Here is a 17,983-nt window from a genome sequence, read left to right on the forward strand (position 1 = left end):
TTAAAAATAGTTTAATTATTGCTGAAATATCCTTTCATGATACCACGTTGAGAATCGCGAATAAATTGTAATATTTCATCGCGTTCTGGAGTTGCCTCCATTTCAGCTTCTATAATTTGAACTGCTTGCGTGTTGTTATAATTCTTCTGATAAAGAATTCTATAGATATTCTGTATTTCTCTAATCTTATCGGAAACAAACCCTCTTCTTCTTAATCCGACAGAATTAATACCAACGTAAGACAATGGTTCTCTAGCTGCTTTAACAAAAGGAGGTACATCTTTTCTTACTAAAGATCCTCCTGTTACAAATGCATGTTGACCAACAGATACAAATTGGTGTACCGCAACTAACCCTGCTAATATTACATTATCACCTATGGTAACATGTCCCGCTAGTGTAGAATTATTAGAAAAAATACAATTATCACCAACGAAACAGTCGTGAGCTACATGGCAATATGCCATTATTAGACAATTTTTGCCAATAACCGTTTTCATACGATCAGAAGTACCCTTATGTATAGTTGCACATTCTCTTATTGTCGTATTATCTCCAATTACAACAGTGGTGTCTTCCCCGTCATATTTCAAATCTTGGGGAGATGCAGATATTACAGCTCCTGGAAAAATATTACAATTTTTACCAATTCGAGCTCCTTCCATTATAGTCACATTTGAACCAATCCAAGTACCATCACCAATTGTTACATTGTTATGAATGGTCGTAAATGGTTCAACTACCACATTTTTAGATATTTTTGCGCCTGGATGAATGTAGGCTAAAGGTTGATTCATTCTAAGATCTTTTAACTATTTGCGCCATTAATTCTGCTTCACTAACCAATTTATCATTTGCATAAGCATATGCCTGCATATGGCAAATACCTCTTCTTATCGGCGTAATTAAACTACAGTGAAATATTAATGTATCACCTGGCAAAACTTGTCTTTTAAATTTAACTTTATCTATTTTCATAAACAAAGTCAGATAATTTTCTGGATCCGGCACAGTACTCAATACCAAAATACCACCTGTTTGCGCCATTGCTTCTACTTGAAGTACACCAGGCATCACAGGCGCACCTGGAAAGTGACCTGTAAAAAAAGGTTCGTTCATGGTCACATTCTTCATGCCTACCACATGTTCGTCTGATAGTTCGATGATACGGTCAATCAACAAAAATGGAGGTCTATGGGGTAGCATATCCATAATCTTATGGATATCCATTAAAGGAGGTAGACTTAAATCGTATTTTGGAACTTTATTTCTTTTTTCCAATTTAATAATTTGCGCAAGTTTTTTGGCAAATTGACTATTTACATAGTGTCCTGGTTTATTTGCAATAACCTTACCGCGAATTCTAGTACCAATCAAAGCTAAATCTCCAATAACATCTAAAAGTTTGTGTCTTGCTGCTTCATTTGGTTGATGTAAAGTAAGATTATCCAATATACCATTTGCCTTTACCGAGAGCTTCTTTTTATCAAAAGCTTTTTCTAATTTACGCATAGTCGCATCAGAAATCTCTTTATCAACATAGACAATGGCATTATTTAAATCGCCACCTTTTATAAGTCCATTTTCTAAAAGCATTTCTAATTCATGAAGAAAACTAAAAGTACGTGCTTTAGAAATTTCAGGTTTAAAATCAGATAATGTTTCTAAAGTGGCGTTTTGAGTTCCTAAGACCTTGGTTCCAAAATCTACCATGGTCATTATTTGATATTCATCGGAAGGAATAATAGTTATTTCACTTCCAGTTTTATCATCTTTAAATGAAATCACCTCTTTTACAATATATTCTTCTCGAAAGGCCTCTTGCTCAACGATACCAGCATTTTCCAATACTTCAACAAAAAATTTAGATGAACCATCCATAATTGGTGGTTCAGCCGCATTTAATTCTATTAGAACATTATCAATCTCTAATCCTACCAAGGCAGCCAATACGTGTTCAGAGGTTTGAATTTTTACACCATTTTTCTCCAAATTGGTTCCTCTCTGTGTATTTATTACAAGATTGGCATCTGCAGGTATCATAGGTTCTCCTTCCAAATCAACCCTTTTGAAAGCGTAGCCATGGTTCTCGCCTGCTGGTAAAAATTTAATAGTAACATTACTACCCGTATGTAAGCCAACACCAGTTAGGCTTACCTCTTTACTAATTGTCTTTTGCTTCTTATTTGTTGTACTAATCATCAGTCCTTCTTTTCTAAAGTGTCGATTCTACTAATTATTCTTGATAAGTTCTTAAAATGAACATATGATTTATTATAATCCCCATAATTTAATGCAGGTGAACCCTGTAAAACCTCATGGTCTTTTACATTTCTACCTATTCCAGATTGTGCCTGAATTTTTACAAAATCACCAATTACTATATGACCTACAATACCTACTTGACCACCAATCATACAATGTTTACCTATTTTGGTAGAACCAGCAATTCCTGTTTGGGCAGCTATAACTGTATGCTCACCAATTTCTACATTGTGTGCAATCTGTATTTGGTTATCAAGCTTCACCCCTTTTCTTAAAATAGTCGAACCTAAAGTGGCCCTATCAATTGAGGTTCCTGCACCAATATCCACATTATCTTCCAAAATAACATTTCCTGTCTGTGGTACTTTAACAAATTCTCCATCTTCATTTGGCGCAAAACCAAATCCGTCTGCTCCAAGTACGGCACTGCTGTTTATTACACAGTTATCGCCTATTATGGTTTCAGAATATATTTTAGCACCTGCAAAAATGACAACATTGTCTCCAATTTTAACGTTATCACCAATATAGACATTAGGGTATATTTTTACATTATCACCTATAGTTACATTGTTACCTAAATAAGCAAACGCACCTATATAGACGTCGGCACCATAGATAGCGGTTTCTGATTTAAAAATAGGTTCTTCAATACCTACCTTATTATTTTTTACCTGATTGTAATATTCTAGTAATTTAGAAAAAGATTTATAAGCATCATCAACCTTAATTAAAGTAGTGTCCAAGTCTTGTTCTGGAACGAAACTTTTATTAACTATAGTTATCGATGCTTTTGTTTTATATATAAACGAGGTATACTTAGGATTGGCTAAAAAAGTAAGGGAACCTTCTTCGCCTTCCTCTATTTTAGCAAGTTTATGTACGGCTATTTCTGGATTTCCATGAACTTCTCCTTCTAAGATACCTGCAATTTGACCTGCTGTAAATTTCATGAGCGTAAAAGTAAGAAAAATTGTTAAACCCCTTCTTTAGGATAACACATATAATATTTGGTAACTGTTTTTGAAAGTGCATTTAAATTAAGGTGGTCAGATAATTTAGCTACATCGGTAATCTTTCCGTTTTTCCTTAAAATGTTGATAGTCTGATGTTGCCTATCATATGCCTTGTTTTTAAGCTCACCTTTAAAAACAAAATAAGATGTATCTTCATCTGTAAGATTATACCGATTTTTAACTTTATTTAACTGCATTAAAAATTTACTATCGGTTATAGGTTCTTTCTTAACCTTAATATGAAGAAGCTTTCTATTAATGATCATTTCACATAAAGAAGATAAAACAAAATCTTCTGAAAATTGCCATTCCTTTAATGCCGCAAGTATATCTACATCGTCAAGCATTGCAAATTTCTCTAAAGTATAATTATCAAAATTATTTATATCAATATGATGGGTTAAAAAATAATGCAATGCACTACTGCAGTTTAATATAACACCCTTTTCAATTAAAAATCGTGCCCTTTTTAAAATACTAATAAGTAACCGTTCTGCAACAACAGCGGTTTTATGTAAATAAACTTGCCAGTACATGAAACGCCGCGCCATTAAAAACTTTTCTACGGAGTAGATTCCTTTTTCCTCAATGACCAAATTGCCATCTACAACATTGAGCATGGTAATTAAACGTTCTGCATTAGTGTTACCTTCTGCGACACCGGTATAAAAGCTATCTCTCTTTAAGTAATCTAATCTATCCATATCTAATTGACTGGAGACTAATTGATTTAAGAATTTTTTAGCATGGTTACCCGTAAATATAGAAATGGCCTCCGTTAAACTTCCGTTAAATCGAACATTCAGTTCTTGCATAAATTTTAAAGAAATAAATTCATGACTTACACCTTCAACGATACTATGCTCCATAGCATGAGAAAAAGGTCCATGACCAATATCATGCAAAAGAATCGCACCTAAAAGTCCGTCTTCTTCAGTTGGAGATATTTCAACCCCTTTAAAACGAAGTACTTGTATAGATTTTTGCATTAAATACATACACCCTAATGCATGATGAAATCTAGTATGGTGCGCACCTGGATATACTAAATAAGATAATCCCATTTGAGATATTCTTCGTAGCCTTTGAAAATAAGGATCTGCAATTAGATCAAAAATAAGGGTATTGGGAATTCTAATAAATCCGTAAATTGGATCATTAAAGATTTTCAATTTGTTAGATGTCTTCAAGATAACGTTGTCTTTTCTAAAATTAACGTTTCAAAGTTATACAAAAGCATTAGCATAGAATTTGATTATCGTCAAATAATAATTCAATGAACAAAATAAAAATATTGTGGGTAGATGATGAAATTGATTTACTCAAACCTCATATCATCTTTTTGGAATCAAAAAACTATAGTGTAATCACTTGTCAGAGTGGACAAGAAGCTTTAGAAGAATTAGCAGATACCAGAGTAGATATCGTTTTTTTAGATGAAAACATGCCCGGTATATCTGGTCTTGAAACACTTTCTGAAATTAAAGTTATAGATAATTCTTTACCTGTGGTCATGATAACCAAAAGTGAAGAAGAGTTTATTATGGAAGAAGCAATTGGCTCTAAAATCGCCGATTACCTTATTAAACCAGTAAACCCTAATCAGATATTACTTTCATTAAAAAAGAATTTAGACCACTCAAGACTTGTTTCTGAAAAAACCACGAGCAATTACCAGCAGGAATTCAGAAAAATTGCAATGGATTTATCAATGGTCAGCACTTATCAAGAGTGGGCCGATCTCTATAAAAAATTAATTTACTGGGAATTGCAATTAGAAGAAATTGAAGACAGCGGAATGTTTGAAATTTTAGAGTCTCAGAAAACAGAAGCAAATCAACAATTTGGAAAATTTGTTGATCGTAACTATGAAGATTGGTTTACGAATGTAGACGCTCCTGTAATGTCTCATACTCTTTTTAAAGAATGGATTGCTCCAGAAATTAAAGATCAAAAGACATTATTGATTGTAGTTGACAATTTAAGATTCGATCAATGGTATGCCTTTGAAGACACTGTAAATTCATTTTATAAAAAGAAAAAAGAAAATTCATATTACAGCATACTACCAACAGCAACACAATATGCCCGTAATGCTATTTTCTCGGGACTTACTCCATTGGACATGGAAAAAAAATATCCAGAATGGTGGAAGAACGATACTGACGAAGGTGGCAAAAACCTCTTTGAAGACAAGTTCCTTGGAGAAAATCTAAAAAGACTCGGTCTTGATTTAAAATGGGAATATCATAAAATTAGTAGCCTTAAACAGGGCAAGCATTTAAGTCAAAATTTTAAAGGGCAAAAAGACAATGACCTAACTGTAATCGTATACAATTTCGTTGATATGCTATCGCATTCTAAAACAGAGATGGAAGTCATTAAAGAATTGGCTTCTAATGATAAATCTTATCGGTCTTTGACCACAAGCTGGTTTAAAAACTCGCCGATGTTAGAGATTATTCAACAAGCACAAACTTTAGGCATGAAATTAATCATTACTACTGACCACGGTACTATAAATGTAAAAACACCCTCAAAGGTAGTTGGCGATAGAGACACAAGCTTAAATTTAAGATATAAAACCGGTAGAAGTCTCACCTATGAAAAAGGTGAAGTTTTAGCTGCTAAAGATCCGAAAGCGATTCATTTACCAAGTATAAATATGAGTAGTTCATTTATATTTGCAAAAAATGATTTTTTCTTTGCCTATCCTAATAATTACAACCATTATGTTAGTTATTATAGAAATACATATCAGCATGGTGGCGTTTCATTAGAAGAAATGATTATACCTTTTGTAGTTTTAGAACCTAAATAGTGTTTTAATATGGAATTCATTTATAATGAAGGTGAATTAAAAAAAATAGCCCAAAGCATAATTAAGCATACAAAAAGTAAAACAATCGCTTTTTATGCACCAATGGGCGCCGGTAAAACAACCTTAATTAAAACCCTAGTCAAAGAATTAGGAAGTATTGACAATGTTAGTAGCCCTACATTCGGTTTAGTTAATGAATATGCAATGAAATCTGGTGAGCTCTTGGGGTATCATTTCGATTTTTATCGCTTAGAAAATGAAGAAGAAGCTATGGATATGGGACTAGACGATTATTTATTATCTGGCAGATGGCTATTTATGGAGTGGCCAGAGAAAATTTCAAGTTTATTACCTGTTGATGCTCAAAAAATAAACATTGAAATTATAGATATAACTACTAGACGATTAACTCTTTCATAATCAATAGGAATAGTTAATATAACAATTAGAACATGTAATTTTTAAAATCTACGAACTTTAATTGTAAGTATTTATTGTATTTTTTAGGCCAAAAACCTATATTTCGATAAAATGTATAATAAATCCGATAAAACACTCATTTTTAACGTTTAAAAACATTGTAACCGTGCAATATTTCTTACGTTTGTAGGAGAACAAACTAATGTTTAACCAAAAATCCCTTGAAAATGAAAAACAAAAGAACATTCTTAGCAACAATCGCTTTAGGAGTATTTTTACTTGCAATGACTGCACCGATTATTGATATTGATAATCAAGACACTAATGTGGACAAAAGAGAGCTTACTAAAAGAATTTAATTTTATCACACAGATTTCAAATTAAAGAGCAATTTATTTGCTCTTTTTTTTTTGATACTATTTTACAAATTACATCGTTAGCATATAGTAAAGCTGTTTATATGTTAACAAATAAGAAAAAAGCCAAGAAAAAGATAATTTTAGAAACCGTGCTGGTTTTTCTGATTGCTATTTCTCCTTTTCTATATAAAGCATATGATTATTTACCATATGACACCAATGGAGATACGACAATATTCGGTATAACCATAGGAAACCATGGCTTTCCTAGCGCACAAACTTTTCTTTGGTTTTTAACTTCTAAAATAGTGCCTCTTTACCTTTTAGTTTTATGGTTTCTAACTTCACGAGATTGGTGGTATCATATCATTATAATTCCTGTCGCAATGTATGCTTTCCAATTATTCGAAGTATTCTACGAAGATGATGTTTATATTGACACTGATAACATATGGTGGTTGATACCAATTTGTATGATAACTATACCTTTCGTTTATTTCATAAGAATAAAACTTTATGACAAGCATGTACATGGCATCGATTTAGAGGCGATGGAAGCTGAACTTGAAGAACTAAAAACCAAGGGATATGCCAAGGAAAATATAATTGATAATGAATTGGAAAAGCCCCAGTCCTTATCAGAAAATATAAATTCTAAACTTTCTACGGGAAGCTTAGAGAACTTATTAAAGAATTTTCAAGACCGAATACAGAACTGGTTACATATTAAAACTTAAGCTTTCAACTTAAAGGGATACACAAATTATTCATTTCTTTAAAAATTGTACATTTGAGTTTCAAGGTAAGTATTTGAAGAACTCACAATTTAGTTATGAACCAACCCACTTCCCCTTTTAGTAAACAACAATTAATTCCACAAGAAGAAACCCTAGAGGTTTTGCGTCAAAAAGGAGAATTATTTATAGGTATTCCAAAAGAAAACCAATACCAAGAAAAAAGAATCTGCCTTACTCCAGATGCCGTAAATGCAATTACCGCTAATGGACATAGAATATTGATTGAGTCTGGCGCTGGGGAAGGTGCTCATTATTCTGATACAGATTATATTAAAGCTGGGGGTGAAATAACAAGGGATACTAAAAAAGTTTTCGCCTGTCCATTAATTTTAAAAGTTGAACCTCCTACCCTAACAGAAATTGCATTTATTAACCCGCAGACAACAATCATCTCTGCACTGCAGATAAAAACGCAATACAAAGAATACTTTGAAGAACTCGCTAAAAAACGTATTACCGCCATTGCTTTTGAATATATACGTGATGAAGAAGGTAAATACCCTGCAGTTCGCTCTCTTAGTGAAATAGCAGGTATTTCATCTGTTCTTATCGCAGCAGAATTAATGGCAGCTAACAACAATGGTAATGGCTTGATGTTCGGTAACATCAGCGGAGTACCACCTGTAGAAGTTGTCATCATTGGCGCAGGTACGGTAGGTGAATTTGCAGCACGTTCAGCAATAGGTATTGGAGCAAATGTCAAAGTTTTTGATAATTCGATAACCAAACTTAGAAATATACAAACTAATTTAAAACAGACGGTTTACACCTCTACTATACAACCTAAAAATCTTTTAAAAGCACTAAAACGTTGCGATGTTGCCATTGGAGCGACCAGGGGAAAAGATAGGTCACCTGTAGTGGTAAGCAGTACCATGGTAGAGCATATGAAAAAAGGTGCCGTTATAATTGATGTTAGTATTGATACAGGCGGATGTTTTGAAACTAGTGAAATTACTAATCATAATAAGCCTACACGAAAGAAGTTCGACGTTATACATTACGGTGTTCCAAACATTCCTTCTAGATATCCAAAAACAGCTTCGGTTAGCATTAGCAATATTTTTACGCCATATTTATTAAAAATAGGAGAAGATGGCGGATTAGAAAATTCGCTTCGCTTTGATAAAGGTTTACGTAACGGACTGTATATGTACCACGGCATTTTAACCAATAAATCTGTTGGCGAGTGGTTTGATTTACAATATAGCGATATTAATTTCCTCATTTTTTAGAATACACATAACATTCCTTTTACAAACCATTTTAAAAGGCATAATTTTGCAATCTTATAATTGTTAAAATATGAACATTGATTTTTTAAAAAGGTTAGGTTTTTTCTTGATAGGATTATCTATAGGCATCGTATTTTTGACTTTTTTCCTGAAAAAGAAATCTCAGGAAACCGGTGTGTATTTTTGTTATTTGCCAGACTGTAGAACGTTAAAAGATATACGTTCTAAATCAATGTATTATAGCGATGAAGCAAATCAAAAACTTAAAGAGTTTGAATTAGATTCGATAGGTATTAAATATATTTTAACTGAAGGTGACGTTGATTTTAGCAAAAGTGATACTAAATCTGTCCCTTGTAAAACCTACATTATAGAGTCTGAATACAAAGAACAGGATTATATATTTACAGTTAAAAACTGCAGGGAAAAAGCCACTATTGAAAAGGTAGAACAACAATAAACTTCAGCTACATTTTTCTACGTTTTCTTTCTTTTTTTAATAGAGACAGTTCTCTACTTGTTTGCCCGGCAACCGAAGTGTTTTCGTCTGCTCTTCGTATTAAATACGGCATAACATCTCGTACTGGTCCAAATGGCAAATATTTAGCAACATTATACCCGTTAGCCGCTAAGTTATAAGAGATATGATCGCTCATACCATATAGCTGACCAAACCAAATATGAGTGTTATTCCTTTCAACCCCGTTATCTTCCATCAATTGAATTAAACGGTAACAGCTATCTTCATTATGCGTGCCAGAGAATATCGATAAGGTGTCTAAATTATTTATCATATATTCAATAGTAGCATTAAAGTTATCATCGGTATCACGTTTTGTTTTACAGATCGGCGAATCATAGCCCTTTTCTTTAGCACGTTCGTTTTCTTTCTCCATATAGGCACCACGAACAACTTTCATACCTACAAAAAAACCATCTTTAACAGCTCGTTCGTGAAGTAATTTTAAATACGGCAAACGATCCCACCTATATGTTTGTAACGTATTAAAAACGATTCTTTTCTTTTTGTTATACTTACGCATCATATCTTCCACTAAGTTGTCCGCAGCATCTTGCATCCAGCTTTCTTCTCCGTCAATTAGTAGTGAAACCTCAAGGTCATGAGCTTTCTTACAAACCTTATCAAATCTATTTACAACACGTTGCCATTCCGCTTCTTCCTCTTTTGTAAGCTCTATATTCTCCCCTATTTTTTGATATAAAGCAAACCTGCCAAAACCAGTTGGTTTAAAAACTGCATATGGTATAGCCGCTTTTTCTTTAACAAAATCCAAAATTGTTAGAATCATTTCTGTAGCCGTATCAAAAGGATCCTCCTCTTCTTTACCCTCTACAGAGTAATCTAAAACAGAACAAACTCCTTTCTCCCACATTCGATCAACAACAGGTAGACAGTCACGCTCAGTCACACCGCCACAAAAATGATCAAACACAGTAGCTCTTATCAATCCTTCTACCGGCAAATGAGCCTTAAATGCAAAGTTGGTAATTACAGATCCCATTTTGACCAAAGGTTCATTTGAAATCATCTTAAAAAGAAAATAAGCTCTTTCTAATTCTGAATCTGACTTTAATGCAAAAGCTGTTGCAGTATTTTCAAATATTTGGTCCATTCCTTATAATTTCTATAACGATCAAATATAATCACAGAATTTATAATCCTAAGACTAAAAATAACCTTTATTTTGCAGTAGAATTGCAAACACAAAAAGCCATATTTTAAATGGATTCTATAATTTCAGATTCTTACGCAGTACATTTTAATGAGGAAGCTTTTAAAGCTTTAAATGCTCATTTAGCCGATAAAAAATATTCTATAGTTTTTATTCTGGTTGATGAGAACACCCACGAGCTTTGTTTACCAAACTTTATGGCAGAGATCAATGGGGATTATCAATTTGAAATTATTGAAATAGAATCGGGCGAGATCAATAAAAACATTGAAACATGTGTTGGCGTATGGGAAGCCTTATCAGAATTAGGAGCTGACCGAAAAAGCGTTATGATCAACTTAGGCGGCGGAGTATTAACGGATATGGGTGGCTTTATTGCTTCAACCTTTAAAAGAGGCATAGGCTTTATTAACGTACCCACTACTCTATTATCTATGGTAGATGCCTCTGTTGGCGGTAAAACAGGTGTAGATTTAGGTGCTTTAAAGAATCAAATAGGTGTTATAAATCAACCAGTTATGGTGCTTGTAGTTCCTGATTTTCTAGATACATTAGAAAAAAGACAGGTCATAAGTGGTTTTGCAGAAATGTTAAAACACGGGCTTGTACAAAGCAAAACGTATTGGGACGAATTGAAATGTGCCGAAAGTTTAGAAGATATGAAAAATCACATACTCACTTCTATCCAAATTAAAAATAAAGTTGTACTTCTAGACCCAACAGAGCAAAATATACGTAAGATTTTAAACTACGGTCACACACTAGGCCACGCAATAGAGTCTTATTTCTTAGAGAGTGAATTTAAAGATATGTTACTACATGGTGAGGCAATAGCTATTGGTATGATTATAGAGGGTTACTTATCTAATAAACTATTAGGATTATCAGATGATTCTTTAAACGATATAAAGTCTACATTTTTAAATAGGTATGATAAAGTAGAGTTTTCAAATACCGATATTGAAAGCATTCTTAAATTAATGAAATACGATAAGAAAAATTCTCATGGAAAAGTCAATTTTGTACTTCTTAAATCTATTGGAGAACCTGAATTTGATATAGAAATTCCGATAGAATTATTTAATGAAGCATTCGCTTACTACAAAGTTTAAAAAGTTCACATACCTAAAACTGCACTTTCACAACTCTAAAAATTGACAAACGGATATTATTACTAGTTTAGATATAGATAAATACAACCTTCTATAAATAAATTAGTTATGACCAGACGACTTATTGATTACCGTAAATTAGATCACAATTTAGCTGCACTTCTAATAGAAACATATCCTTATGGATATGGTGATGAGGACATCATTAGTTTTAAAAATATTAAGGGTGATTATGTCGAAGCTGTAGAATTAAGAACAGATGATACGCTATACTTAGTTAAAATAAGCAAAAGCCTATCTAACTTCATCGCAAATTTTGAAGAGAACATCGAAAAAGAGTTAGAATCTAAGACTCCTGAAGAGGTCATGCAATCAGATGATATGACTAAAGCACTATACTTAAATTTCGAAACAGAGACTGAAGAAGAGTTAGATTAATTAAAATAACGCTCTTGTAAAATATTTTCATGATGTTTTTGGTGACCACTTATCACTAACCCTAAAGCAGCTACGGACCAAGGTATACCACTAGCGGTACCAATTCTTTTTAAATGATCACTTAAAATTGTGTCAAACAAATTAATCGAGGCATTACGAACAAAAAGATATTCCTCTAGTATATCTTCTTTAGTTCTTTGATTAGCATTACTTTCAACAGCGAATGTATTATGGTCAAAACCTGGCAACGGTGTTTTGTCGTTTCTAGAAATTCTAAATGCCCGGTATTGAAATACGCGTTCCGTATCAATTAAATGAACCAAAACTTCAGCTACTGTCCATTTATCGTCCCCATATCTATATTTTAATTGCTCATCACTTAAACCATAAACCAAATCTTCAATACTTTTTCTTCCTTTTAACAAAGCAGACTTCAAATCTTCTTGTTTATCGAGAGTTCTTAAATAAGTACCGTAAAAAAATTGTAGCTCGTCTTCTCGCAAATCTTTAACCCTCATATCGAAAATATAAATATTAAAATCAAAAAAGCCCAATTATATAAGATAACTGGACTTCTTTTAAGTTAGTTGAATAACCTGTTCTTATAATTCATTAAAAATTGTATGCATTAAACGCTTCTTGTCATTAAAGCTTTCCTCTAATGAAATCATCGTTTCTGTTCTACTAATACCGTCAATATCATCTATTTTGAAAATGATATTCTTAGCATGGGTCGTATCCTTAGCCCTAATCTTACAAAAGATATTAAATTTACCTGTTGTAATATGCGCAATGGTAACGTTTGGTATTTGATTCAAACGCTCAAGTACAAATTTAGTTTGGTGCGTTTTTTCAAGGAAAATACCAACGTATGCGATAAAAGCATAACCAAGCTTTACATAATCTAAAGTAAGTGAAGAACCTTTTATGATTCCTGCTTCCTCCATTTTTTTAACCCTTACATGTACTGTACCAGCAGATATTAGAAGCTTTTTTGCAATATCAGTAAAAGGAGTTCTGGTGTTGTCAATCAACATATCCAGAATTTGGTGGTCTATTTCGTCTAATTTGACTTTGCCCATAGTTGTAAAATTTTTGCCAAAAATAAAAAATAATCACATTAAATTCATTGAAACTTCATTTTTTTTAATGAAAACGTAAACAATATTACTTTTTCAAAGAAATAAAACAATAAAAATCACGAAAGTAGATGTAATAAATCATTTTCTCTGAGCCATAAAAAGTCATTTTCATCATTGCAGTTCAATGTCTTATGTCCAAAAATCTCTAAAGGTTCCTTTTCAAAACGGTGTAACATAGGTAAAAACACTACTTTACCATCACTTAAGGTTTCTTTGTACTGTATTGGTACTATTGCAGTCTTTGTAATATGATTTTTATCATAATCAGAATTAATAATTAAAACATCAACAAACTGTTTGCTATTCTCTGGAATAGCTAAATACTGATCTATGGTAAAATCAGAAATATTATTATGTGCTATTACATGAAGAGCTTTTATTAAGGCTTTATAAATAAACATTCGAGTTCTATCTCTATTATAATCACCTTTATAATGTCCTGCCTCAAAAAGTATTGTTGGTGTTTTATTCATTTGAAAAGCATCGCCAACACAATTAGCATTGAAACCATCATCGTACCTACCTACTTGACCAGGAATTTCATATTGTAACTTTTCATTCATTGCAGCTATGAGTTGCATGCTTAATTTTCTGGATGGAGAGTTATTACGTTGTTGATCAAATGAAGGAGCTAAAAATGAAACCGTAGCTGGTTTGTTCGTTTTTCCTACATTAAATATAGTTCGTTGATCATGTAAATTAAAACAGTAGTTAGGAACAAAGTTTTTGTATACTTTTTTCAAAACACGACTTTCTGGTTGCGACAAGTTTTGAGCATCTCTATTAAGATCAATTTTATTGGCATTTATTCTAGTATAATCTCGAGCACCATCAGGATTTAAAATTGGTATAATTTTTAATGTACAAGTTTTTGCAATTATCGAAATTTCTTCCATATCTTGATTTAGGTAACTTAATAAATCTACCACTGCCTTTGTGGTTGTAGATTCGTTACCATGCATCTGAGACCACATTAAAATCTTATTTGGACCACTACCAAAAGTGATACTTTTTATAGATTCTTTTCTTACCGATTCTCCTACACTATCAATTTTAAAAGAAGCAGGCAATGTATTTATAAAATCATTAATATGATCATAATTTATATATCTACCAGAAATAGCAGAGACCGCTATTTTATTATAATCCAAATCTTTCATTTTAATATACTTAAATGCAGCACAAAAATACTACAGCCAAAGTTTACAAATGTAAACATGCAAAAACCACTTGTATTAACAAGTCTAATCATTAGCCTTTCAAATTTTAGCAAAATACTTATAAAAACCATTAAAAAATTGTTGTTCAGGTATTTAAATTAACTTATAGAAACTTATACTTTATAAAAATTTGCGATTTTATAACCAAAAATAATAATATTTCATTTTTAAAATATAGAATACATTACCTTTGTAAACATGCTGGACACCACTTCTTTTCTTTCAAGATTAAAGACAATTTTAGCACATAACGAACTATCATCAGCTGCATTTGCAGACTTAATACATGTGCAACGTTCTAGTATTTCGCATCTTCTAAACGGAAGAAATAAACCCAGCTTGGAGTTTATTATGAAAGTAGACGAAGCATTTCTTGAAGTAGATTTAGAGTGGTTATTATATGGAAAGGGGACTTTTCCAAAAACAGAAATAAGCAACACCCCTTCAAATAAAGCCACAAAAGCTCAGACCGCAAAAAAAGAAAAAAAGAAAAACATAGAACGAATAATCATGTTTTACACCGATGGTACTTTCAAATCATACACAGAGCTCTGATATCAATCTTAAACAACGAACTATTCTTTTCATTTAACAACAACATCAACCCTATTTTCATTATTTTGCAGCATGAGGAAAAATATAATTGCCACCATTGTTTTATGCTTAATTCTTGGCTCATGCTATGAGCCAGAACGTGATTGCGAAAAATATAAAACCGGATCCTTTAAATTCACCTACGAGGTTGGCGAAGCCATAAAAGAGGGAAGATTTATAAGAACCAAAGACTATAGTATTGACTATTATGAAAATAAAATAGACAGTGCCACAGTGCGCTGGTTTAATGACTGTGAATTTGTTTTACAAGACATTCATAGCAAAACAGCTATTCATTACAAAATTATTAGCACAACCGACTCCTCCTACACTTTTCAATATAAAAGCGCGGTGAAAGATCCAAATAAAAAATTAATTGTAAAAACAGGTACAGCAATAAAAACTAACTAACTAACTAACTAACTAACTAACTAACTAACTAACTAACTAACCATGTTTGAAATTTTCACAAATCCGGATGCATGGATCGCCCTGCTTACCTTGACTTTTTTAGAAATTGTATTAGGTATTGATAATATAATTTTCATTTCTATCGCCGCCGGCAAACTTGAGGCCGACCAGAGGAAGAAAGCAACCAATTTAGGCTTAGTACTAGCAATGGTTATGCGTATACTTCTTCTATTCGGTATTTCATTGCTTACATCAATGAAGAAGCCGTTTTGGGTATTTGATAGTGAATGGATAACTGGCGGAATAAGCGGCCAAGGTATCATTCTTTTTCTAGGGGGATTGTTCTTACTCTACAAGAGTACAAAAGAGATACATGAAAAAGTAGAAGACAAAGGTCATGATGAACGAGAAGTAAAAAAAGCAAGATCAACTTCATTAACAAATGCGATACTTCAAATAACGGTTATTAACATTGTCTTTTCTTTCGACTCTATTCTAACCGCTATAGGTATGACTAATGGAATCTCCCCTAACCCAAATGATGCACTTGTATTAATGATTGTTGCAGTGGTCATCTCTGTAATTATAATGATGCTATTCGCTAACTCCGTAGGTGAATTCGTAAACAGGCATCCTTCAATACAGATTCTTGGGTTATCTTTTTTAATACTAATAGGTTTTATGCTAATTGCAGAGTCAGCTCACTTGTGTCACCTAATAGTATTTGGCAATGAGGTAGGCACTATACCTAAAGGATACCTATATTTCTCTATAGCTTTCTCATTGATGGTAGAGTTCTTCGACCTCAGAATGAAAAAGAACAAAAAACCGATTAGTGAGATAAAGGACTAAGAAAATAACTAAGCTAAAATAAAAATCCCGATTGAGCTTATACTCAATCGGGATTTTTATTTATAATATTGACAAGGAATCGATAGACCAATTTTAGTCATTTAACTTGCCTTAATTCGGTCTATCAAAGGAAATACTTGGGTTAGCTTCCTTTTGCTGTTTAAACAAGCGCTGCTGCTGCTTAACGGTCATGGTACTACCATCGTGACTCCATCCCGGAGGTCCGAAAATATACATCAACTTATGACTTAGTTTTTTAGACTTCTTAGTATCTGCCCAAATATCCTTAAACTCATGAGTTAGAATAACTATTGGATTGTTAGAGTTAGGAGCATGTATAACACCAAATTTCACATCAATATTCTCATCATATTCTTTCCAAGTACCAAAAATCTTATCAAAGAAATTTAAGAATCCACCATGGTTTTTATCTAAATATTCCACATTTTGAGCGTGGTGTACTTGATGCATGGTATGCGTATTAAATATTTTCTCAATAAATCCCATTTTGGGAACGTACTGCGAATGCAGCTGAAATTGCCAGAACGACTCAATAGCCAAACAAACTACCACCATCTCAACAGGAAAACCAATTATAGGCATCCAAACATAGAAAAAAGGCTTATACAACAAAGTAAACCATCCATTACGTATGGCTGTACCAAGATTAAAATTATCAGATGAATGATGTACTATGTGCGCGGCCCATAATATTCGAATTTCATGGTTTGCCCTATGAAACCAATAGTAGGTAAAATCGTCGGCCAACTGACAAAGCAACCATACATACCAAGCATATCCGAAAGATTCATATCCCATTATATTGGTTCTAACACCATCTACTAAAGGGTTAAAAAATTCATAAGCATACTCAAAAAGCACAACCAACAACACAACTTTCAGCAGTGGTCCTATAATTGCGGAGCCAATACCCATTGCACTACTGGCAGCAAAATCTTTCCAATCATAAAGATCATCGTCTCCATGAGTTTTACTGTAGGTAAGTTCTAATAAAATAAAGGCTATAAATGCTGGTGCACCGTACACCAGAGGGTTAGTAAAATCCATTAATTCAAAATTTTTGTAAAGGTAGTTATAAAACCAACTATTCTATAAAATTGTCTAATCTTAACTTTCTATATTACAATAAGACTTCTCAATAATAAAGCTAATCATTACTTATCCCCACCCTTAAGTATCTCATTTTGTTCTCTTAATAATTTCTCCATATTAGATAACAAAACAATATTTTTAGGTGTTTCTACTTCTTTATTAGATGGGTCTTCAGATTTTTCTTTAAATCTATTTATAAATTTCACCATAACGAATATGGTAAAAGCTATAATTCCAAAATCTATTAAAGATTCAATAAGTTCTCCATAACCTACCGCAACTTCTTCAATAGAGCCGTTTGCATCCCTAAGTATCCATTTCTTATTTGAAAGATTAACATCATCGGTCAATAAAGAAAGTGGCGGCATAATAATCGCAGAAACAATAGTACTTACAACTTTGTTAAATGCTGTACCTATAATGATACCTACAGCTAAATCAATCATGTTGCCTTTTATGGCAAAATTCTTAAACTCCTCGAAAAATTTTTTCAT

The 17,983-nt window shown here is 32.7% G+C and carries 21 protein-coding genes; 11 read left to right on the forward strand and 10 right to left on the reverse strand.

Annotated elements, in window-relative coordinates:
* Positions 1-11: 11 nt before the first annotated feature.
* Genes lpxA through ACJJVP_RS15445 form a run of 4 tightly spaced genes read right to left on the reverse strand, consistent with a single transcriptional unit; the run spans position 12 to position 4,471 of the window.
* On the reverse strand, positions 12-797 hold the full coding sequence (gene lpxA, locus ACJJVP_RS15430; protein ID WP_405414963.1) for an acyl-ACP--UDP-N-acetylglucosamine O-acyltransferase: 786 nt from the start codon (positions 795-797) through the stop codon (positions 12-14).
* A gap of 1 nt (position 798) precedes the next feature.
* Positions 799-2,202, reverse strand: a complete 1,404-nt coding sequence (locus ACJJVP_RS15435; RefSeq protein WP_405414964.1) for a bifunctional UDP-3-O-[3-hydroxymyristoyl] N-acetylglucosamine deacetylase/3-hydroxyacyl-ACP dehydratase — start codon at positions 2,200-2,202, stop codon at positions 799-801.
* On the reverse strand, positions 2,202-3,218 hold the full coding sequence (gene lpxD, locus ACJJVP_RS15440) for a UDP-3-O-(3-hydroxymyristoyl)glucosamine N-acyltransferase (RefSeq protein ID WP_405414966.1): 1,017 nt from the start codon (positions 3,216-3,218) through the stop codon (positions 2,202-2,204). Before lpxD ends, ACJJVP_RS15435 begins: the two co-directional genes overlap by 1 nt.
* Positions 3,219-3,241: 23 nt before the next feature.
* Positions 3,242-4,471 (reverse strand): HD domain-containing protein, encoded by a 1,230-nt coding sequence (locus ACJJVP_RS15445; RefSeq protein ID WP_405414969.1) that lies wholly within the window; start codon positions 4,469-4,471, stop codon positions 3,242-3,244.
* Between the two features lie 86 nt (positions 4,472-4,557).
* Here ACJJVP_RS15445 and ACJJVP_RS15450 point away from each other — a divergent pair, with 86 nt between their 5' ends.
* The 6 genes from ACJJVP_RS15450 to ACJJVP_RS15475 all read left to right on the forward strand — a co-directional run bounded on the left by ACJJVP_RS15450 (position 4,558) and on the right by ACJJVP_RS15475 (position 9,373).
* Positions 4,558-6,102, forward strand: coding sequence for a PglZ domain-containing protein (locus tag ACJJVP_RS15450; RefSeq protein WP_405414970.1), 1,545 nt, complete (start codon positions 4,558-4,560; stop codon positions 6,100-6,102).
* Positions 6,103-6,111: 9 nt separating this feature from the next.
* Entirely contained in the window at positions 6,112-6,522 is a 411-nt protein-coding gene (tsaE, locus tag ACJJVP_RS15455) for a tRNA (adenosine(37)-N6)-threonylcarbamoyltransferase complex ATPase subunit type 1 TsaE (RefSeq protein WP_405414972.1), read from the forward strand.
* A gap of 227 nt (positions 6,523-6,749) precedes the next feature.
* Complete coding sequence (locus ACJJVP_RS15460; RefSeq protein ID WP_405414973.1) at positions 6,750-6,881, forward strand: hypothetical protein; 132 nt, start codon at positions 6,750-6,752, stop codon at positions 6,879-6,881.
* A 101-nt stretch (positions 6,882-6,982) separates the two neighbouring features.
* Positions 6,983-7,618, forward strand: a complete 636-nt coding sequence (locus ACJJVP_RS15465) for a hypothetical protein (protein ID WP_405414974.1) — start codon at positions 6,983-6,985, stop codon at positions 7,616-7,618.
* A 95-nt stretch (positions 7,619-7,713) separates the two neighbouring features.
* Complete coding sequence (locus ACJJVP_RS15470; protein WP_405414976.1) at positions 7,714-8,913, forward strand: alanine dehydrogenase; 1,200 nt, start codon at positions 7,714-7,716, stop codon at positions 8,911-8,913.
* 70 nt (positions 8,914-8,983) lie between these two features.
* On the forward strand, positions 8,984-9,373 hold the full coding sequence (locus ACJJVP_RS15475) for a DUF4258 domain-containing protein (RefSeq protein WP_405414978.1): 390 nt from the start codon (positions 8,984-8,986) through the stop codon (positions 9,371-9,373).
* Positions 9,374-9,380: 7 nt separating this feature from the next.
* Here the strand turns inward: ACJJVP_RS15475 and ACJJVP_RS15480 are convergent, their stop codons facing one another.
* Positions 9,381-10,547 carry a proline dehydrogenase family protein gene (locus tag ACJJVP_RS15480; protein ID WP_405414980.1) on the reverse strand — a complete coding sequence of 389 codons (1,167 nt, stop codon included), beginning with the start codon at positions 10,545-10,547 and terminating at the stop codon, positions 9,381-9,383.
* Between the two features lie 110 nt (positions 10,548-10,657).
* Here ACJJVP_RS15480 and aroB point away from each other — a divergent pair, with 110 nt between their 5' ends.
* Both aroB and ACJJVP_RS15490 read left to right on the forward strand, forming a co-directional pair.
* Positions 10,658-11,719: a 3-dehydroquinate synthase gene (gene aroB, locus ACJJVP_RS15485; RefSeq protein WP_405414981.1), complete on the forward strand. Its 1,062-nt coding sequence runs from the start codon at positions 10,658-10,660 to the stop codon at positions 11,717-11,719.
* 108 nt (positions 11,720-11,827) lie between these two features.
* Positions 11,828-12,157 carry a hypothetical protein gene (locus ACJJVP_RS15490; RefSeq protein WP_405414983.1) on the forward strand — a complete coding sequence of 110 codons (330 nt, stop codon included), beginning with the start codon at positions 11,828-11,830 and terminating at the stop codon, positions 12,155-12,157.
* On the opposite strand, the gene ACJJVP_RS15495 is transcribed toward ACJJVP_RS15490, so the two are convergent.
* From ACJJVP_RS15495 to ACJJVP_RS15505, 3 genes are all read right to left on the reverse strand, one after another.
* Entirely contained in the window at positions 12,154-12,675 is a 522-nt protein-coding gene (locus ACJJVP_RS15495) for a DinB family protein (RefSeq protein WP_405414985.1), read from the reverse strand. The genes ACJJVP_RS15490 and ACJJVP_RS15495 overlap by 4 nt on opposite strands.
* Before the next feature lie 84 nt (positions 12,676-12,759).
* A complete protein-coding gene (locus tag ACJJVP_RS15500; RefSeq protein WP_027066901.1) occupies positions 12,760-13,239 on the reverse strand; it encodes an Lrp/AsnC family transcriptional regulator in 480 nt (159 codons plus the stop codon).
* 116 nt (positions 13,240-13,355) lie between these two features.
* Positions 13,356-14,459, reverse strand: a complete 1,104-nt coding sequence (locus ACJJVP_RS15505; RefSeq protein WP_405414986.1) for a M14 metallopeptidase family protein — start codon at positions 14,457-14,459, stop codon at positions 13,356-13,358.
* A 258-nt stretch (positions 14,460-14,717) separates the two neighbouring features.
* Here ACJJVP_RS15505 and ACJJVP_RS15510 point away from each other — a divergent pair, with 258 nt between their 5' ends.
* The 3 genes from ACJJVP_RS15510 to ACJJVP_RS15520 all read left to right on the forward strand — a co-directional run bounded on the left by ACJJVP_RS15510 (position 14,718) and on the right by ACJJVP_RS15520 (position 16,376).
* Positions 14,718-15,074: a helix-turn-helix transcriptional regulator gene (locus ACJJVP_RS15510; RefSeq protein WP_405414988.1), complete on the forward strand. Its 357-nt coding sequence runs from the start codon at positions 14,718-14,720 to the stop codon at positions 15,072-15,074.
* A gap of 72 nt (positions 15,075-15,146) precedes the next feature.
* Positions 15,147-15,524 carry a hypothetical protein gene (locus tag ACJJVP_RS15515; RefSeq protein ID WP_405414989.1) on the forward strand — a complete coding sequence of 126 codons (378 nt, stop codon included), beginning with the start codon at positions 15,147-15,149 and terminating at the stop codon, positions 15,522-15,524.
* Between the two features lie 42 nt (positions 15,525-15,566).
* Entirely contained in the window at positions 15,567-16,376 is an 810-nt protein-coding gene (locus ACJJVP_RS15520; RefSeq protein WP_405414990.1) for a TerC family protein, read from the forward strand.
* A 111-nt stretch (positions 16,377-16,487) separates the two neighbouring features.
* Here the strand turns inward: ACJJVP_RS15520 and ACJJVP_RS15525 are convergent, their stop codons facing one another.
* Positions 16,488-17,444 (reverse strand): sterol desaturase family protein, encoded by a 957-nt coding sequence (locus ACJJVP_RS15525; RefSeq protein WP_405414991.1) that lies wholly within the window; start codon positions 17,442-17,444, stop codon positions 16,488-16,490.
* 107 nt (positions 17,445-17,551) lie between these two features.
* Positions 17,552-17,983, reverse strand: coding sequence for a large-conductance mechanosensitive channel protein MscL (mscL, locus tag ACJJVP_RS15530; protein ID WP_405414993.1), 432 nt, complete (start codon positions 17,981-17,983; stop codon positions 17,552-17,554).

The sequence above is a fragment of the Maribacter sp. Asnod1-A12 genome (genome assembly GCF_045063735.1).
Classification (GTDB): domain Bacteria; phylum Bacteroidota; class Bacteroidia; order Flavobacteriales; family Flavobacteriaceae; genus Maribacter.

Excerpts from the sequence above, each read along its gene's own strand:
- lpxA (WP_405414963.1), bottom strand. The coding sequence starts at position 797 with ATGAATCAACCTTTAGCCTACATTCATCCAGGCGCAAAAATATCTAAA.
- ACJJVP_RS15435 (WP_405414964.1), bottom strand. The coding sequence starts at position 2,202 with ATGATTAGTACAACAAATAAGAAGCAAAAGACAATTAGTAAAGAGGTA.
- lpxD (WP_405414966.1), bottom strand. The coding sequence starts at position 3,218 with ATGAAATTTACAGCAGGTCAAATTGCAGGTATCTTAGAAGGAGAAGTT.
- ACJJVP_RS15450 (WP_405414970.1), top strand. The coding sequence starts at position 4,558 with ATGAACAAAATAAAAATATTGTGGGTAGATGATGAAATTGATTTACTC.
- tsaE (WP_405414972.1), top strand. The coding sequence starts at position 6,112 with ATGGAATTCATTTATAATGAAGGTGAATTAAAAAAAATAGCCCAAAGC.
- ACJJVP_RS15460 (WP_405414973.1), top strand. The coding sequence starts at position 6,750 with ATGAAAAACAAAAGAACATTCTTAGCAACAATCGCTTTAGGAGTATTT.
- ACJJVP_RS15465 (WP_405414974.1), top strand. The coding sequence starts at position 6,983 with ATGTTAACAAATAAGAAAAAAGCCAAGAAAAAGATAATTTTAGAAACC.
- ACJJVP_RS15470 (WP_405414976.1), top strand. The coding sequence starts at position 7,714 with ATGAACCAACCCACTTCCCCTTTTAGTAAACAACAATTAATTCCACAA.
- ACJJVP_RS15475 (WP_405414978.1), top strand. The coding sequence starts at position 8,984 with ATGAACATTGATTTTTTAAAAAGGTTAGGTTTTTTCTTGATAGGATTA.
- ACJJVP_RS15480 (WP_405414980.1), bottom strand. The coding sequence starts at position 10,547 with ATGGACCAAATATTTGAAAATACTGCAACAGCTTTTGCATTAAAGTCA.
- aroB (WP_405414981.1), top strand. The coding sequence starts at position 10,658 with ATGGATTCTATAATTTCAGATTCTTACGCAGTACATTTTAATGAGGAA.
- ACJJVP_RS15490 (WP_405414983.1), top strand. The coding sequence starts at position 11,828 with ATGACCAGACGACTTATTGATTACCGTAAATTAGATCACAATTTAGCT.
- ACJJVP_RS15495 (WP_405414985.1), bottom strand. The coding sequence starts at position 12,675 with ATGAGGGTTAAAGATTTGCGAGAAGACGAGCTACAATTTTTTTACGGT.
- ACJJVP_RS15500 (WP_027066901.1), bottom strand. The coding sequence starts at position 13,239 with ATGGGCAAAGTCAAATTAGACGAAATAGACCACCAAATTCTGGATATG.
- ACJJVP_RS15505 (WP_405414986.1), bottom strand. The coding sequence starts at position 14,459 with ATGAAAGATTTGGATTATAATAAAATAGCGGTCTCTGCTATTTCTGGT.
- ACJJVP_RS15510 (WP_405414988.1), top strand. The coding sequence starts at position 14,718 with ATGCTGGACACCACTTCTTTTCTTTCAAGATTAAAGACAATTTTAGCA.
- ACJJVP_RS15515 (WP_405414989.1), top strand. The coding sequence starts at position 15,147 with ATGAGGAAAAATATAATTGCCACCATTGTTTTATGCTTAATTCTTGGC.
- ACJJVP_RS15520 (WP_405414990.1), top strand. The coding sequence starts at position 15,567 with ATGTTTGAAATTTTCACAAATCCGGATGCATGGATCGCCCTGCTTACC.
- ACJJVP_RS15525 (WP_405414991.1), bottom strand. The coding sequence starts at position 17,444 with ATGGATTTTACTAACCCTCTGGTGTACGGTGCACCAGCATTTATAGCC.
- mscL (WP_405414993.1), bottom strand. The coding sequence starts at position 17,983 with ATGAAAAAATTTTTCGAGGAGTTTAAGAATTTTGCCATAAAAGGCAAC.